We start from the raw sequence: 2,842 nt of genomic DNA on the forward strand, positions 1-2,842 counted from the left end.
CGGTCACCAGCGCCGCCGCCAGCCGCCGGGGGTCGATCTGGTGGTCGCCGTCGACCCGCAGGCCGCCGCGCACACCCGGCGCGAGCATGGGCTCCAGACGCCGGCACTCCCGCCCGGTCAGCCAGTGCGAGTCCAGCCCCGACTGCTGCTGCAGCAGGTGCAGTTCCCGCAGATGGGCGCGGTCGTCGGCGTCCAGCGCCACCGCGAGGGTGCCGCACCGGCGGTAGCCGAGGTCGTGCCCGGTGAACTCGGTCAGCTCGGCCGCGAAGTCCGGGTAGCGGCGCGCGGAGGCGAGGTTCAGACCGAGCAGGGTCTGCTCGCCGTGGTGCAGCTCCGTGACGGCGGCCAGCATCCCGGCGGCCACCCGAGCGGCGCCGCCGCCCGGTTCGGGGTCCACCAGGGCCGTGGCGAGACCGCGCTGCGCGGCCCGCCAGGCCGTGACCAGACCGATGATCCCGCCCCCGACGACGAGGACGTCTGACGTGCGCGTGGGCGACATGGGCGTCCAGCCCCTCCCTTCGCCGGCATGACCCGGATCAGGTTCGTACGGTCGGAGGCCGCCAGCCTCCCTCTCAGCCCGGTGCGTCCGGACTCCCGCGAGTGTTCTACGTTGGCCACCCTAGCCCGCGGCACATCGCACTCGTAAGGGAGTCTCCGAGGTGGCACGTTCGCTCGACGGTCTCGTCCTCGCCCCCGTGGCCGATCAGGCCCCGGGACAGGTCGGGACCCGCACCCGGTTCGTCTACCACGAGCGGGACGGCGAGGTCTGGGCCGAGTACGCGGGCGGCGACGTCGTACGCGGGCATCTGGTGGGTACCCGGGAGGGTGACCGGCTGGACTTCCGGTACGTGCAGCTCAAGCGGGACGGCACGACGGCGTCGGGACACTGCGTGTCGGCGGTCGTGGAGCTGCCCGACGGGCGGATACGGCTGGAGGAGACCTGGCGGTGGGAGTCGCAGCCGGGCCGCGGGACGAGCGTCGTGGAGCAGCTCGCGGCGGACGGGGCCGGCTGACGCCCCCTCAGGTGTCCTCGGGTGTCTAAGGTGATCGGGTGAGCGAGCAGAGGCAGGAACCGGGACCCTCCGAGCCGCGCCGGGTGGTGGTGGCGGGTGCGGGCATGGCCGGTGTGCAGACCGCGGTCGCCCTGCGGGAGCAGGGCTTCACCGGCACCGTGACCCTGATCGGCGCGGAGCCCCACCAGCCCTACGACCGGCCGCCGTTGTCCAAGGCGGTGCTGCTCGGCACGGCCGAGAACTCCGCCTTCGACGTCGACTTCGAGGCGCTCGGCGTCGAACTGCGGCTCGGCTGCGAGGTGCTCGGCCTGCGCCCCGGCGACCACGAGCTGGACACGGAGGCCGGGCCCGTGCCCTACGACGTCCTGGTGCTCGCCACCGGCGCGGAACCGGTCCGGCTGCCGGGCGCGGAGGGCGTCGCCGGTGTGCACCTGCTGCGCACCCTGGACGACGCCGAACGGCTGAAGCCGGTCCTCGCGCGCCAGCACGACGTCGTGGTGGTGGGCGCCGGCTGGATCGGCGCGGAGTTCGCCACCGCCGCGCGCGAGGCGGGCTGCGCGGTCACCGTCGTGGAGGCCGCCGGACGGCCGCTCGCCGAGACGCTGCCCGCCGAGGTGGCCGCCCCGATGGCCGCCTGGTACGCCGACGCCGGCGTCGACCTGCGCACGCACGCGCGCGTGGAGCGCGTCGAGCCCGGCGCCGTGGTCCTCGGCGACGGCACGCGGCTGCCCGCGGGAGCCGTGGTCGTCGGCATCGGCGCCCGGCCCGCCACGGCCTGGCTGGCGGGCTCCGGGGTCGCGCTCGGGGCGCACGGCGAGGTCGTCGCCGACCGCCACCTGGCGACCTCCGTGCCGGACGTCTACGCGGTCGGCGACTGCGCGTCCTTCCCCTCGGGCCGGTACGGCGAACGCCTGCTGGTCCACCACTGGGACAACGCCCTCCAGGGACCGCGCACGGTCGCCGTGAACATCCTCGGCGCGGCCACCGGCCGGACACCGGCGGTGTACGACCCGGTGCCGTACTTCTGGTCCGAGCAGTTCGGGCGTTTCGTCCAGTACGCGGGACACCACGTGGACGCCGACCGGACCGTGTGGCGCGGGGACCCCGCGGGCCCGGCGTGGACCGTGTGCTGGCTGCGGGAGTCGCGCCTGGTCGCGCTGCTGGCGGTGGGACGGCCCCGGGACCTGGCCCAGGGGCGCCGGCTGATCGAGGCGGGTGCGGCGATGGACCCGGAGCTGCTGGCGGACCCGGCGCGACCGCTGAAGGCGGCGGCCGTGTGACGGCCGCCGGGGGCCCTGTGCGGACGAGGCCGACTTCCGGCTGTCGGTGGCAGGTGGCAGGCTTGTTCCCGTGACCGAGATTGACGCAAAGATCGATGCTCTCGTCCCCGACTGGCTCACCCTTCCCGACATCGCCGAAAAGCTCGGCGTCGAGGTGACGCGGGTCCGGCAGCTGGTCAAGGAGGGCCAGCTCGTCGCCGTGCGCCGGGGGGAGAACCGTGCGCTGCACGTCCCCGCCGCCTTCATCGACGGGGACAAGGTCGTCAAGGGCCTGACCGGCACCCTAACGCTCCTGCGGGACGACGGCTTCACGGTCGAGGAGATGCTGGAGTGGCTGTTCACTCCCGACCCCACGCTGCCGGGCACGCCCGCGCAGGCGCTGAGCGAGAACCGCGGCACGGAGGTGAAGCGCCGCGCCCAGGCGCTCGCGGTCTGAGCCTTCCCCGGCCCCGACCGTCCGGAGCCCGATCCGAACGACCGCCCGGCGTCCGCGGACCGCGGCGCCGGGCTCGAACCGCCCCGGCCGCCCGCCCCGGGTGCCGTCGGGGC

General features: G+C 75.1%; 4 protein-coding genes and 1 riboswitch. Of the genes, 3 read left to right on the forward strand and 1 reads right to left on the reverse strand.

Features of this window, described 5'->3' with window-relative positions; all coding sequences use genetic code 11:
- Positions 1–499: FAD-dependent oxidoreductase (locus B7L92_RS36360; protein WP_143626458.1), on the reverse strand; the 499-nt coding region annotated here is incomplete at its 3' end.
- Positions 497–608, reverse strand: a riboswitch (TPP riboswitch). (Overlaps the previous gene by 3 nt.)
- A 51-nt stretch (positions 609–659) precedes the next feature.
- Between B7L92_RS36360 and B7L92_RS36365 the strand changes: the two genes are divergently transcribed.
- The 3 genes from B7L92_RS36365 to B7L92_RS36375 all read left to right on the forward strand — a co-directional run bounded on the left by B7L92_RS36365 (position 660) and on the right by B7L92_RS36375 (position 2,729).
- Positions 660–1,013 (forward strand): avidin-fold protein, encoded by a 354-nt coding sequence (locus B7L92_RS36365; protein WP_081241438.1) that lies wholly within the window; start codon positions 660–662, stop codon positions 1,011–1,013.
- A 38-nt stretch (positions 1,014–1,051) separates the two neighbouring features.
- The gene (locus B7L92_RS36370; protein ID WP_255311310.1) at positions 1,052–2,293 is read left to right on the forward strand and encodes an NAD(P)/FAD-dependent oxidoreductase; all 1,242 of its coding nucleotides are present in this window, start codon (positions 1,052–1,054) and stop codon (positions 2,291–2,293) included.
- Between the two features lie 70 nt (positions 2,294–2,363).
- Complete coding sequence (locus tag B7L92_RS36375) at positions 2,364–2,729, forward strand: Rv2175c family DNA-binding protein (RefSeq protein WP_004989195.1); 366 nt, start codon at positions 2,364–2,366, stop codon at positions 2,727–2,729.
- Positions 2,730–2,842: the final 113 nt, after the last annotated feature.

It is taken from the genome of Streptomyces viridosporus (assembly GCF_002078235.1).
Lineage (GTDB): Bacteria > Actinomycetota > Actinomycetes > Streptomycetales > Streptomycetaceae > Streptomyces > Streptomyces viridosporus.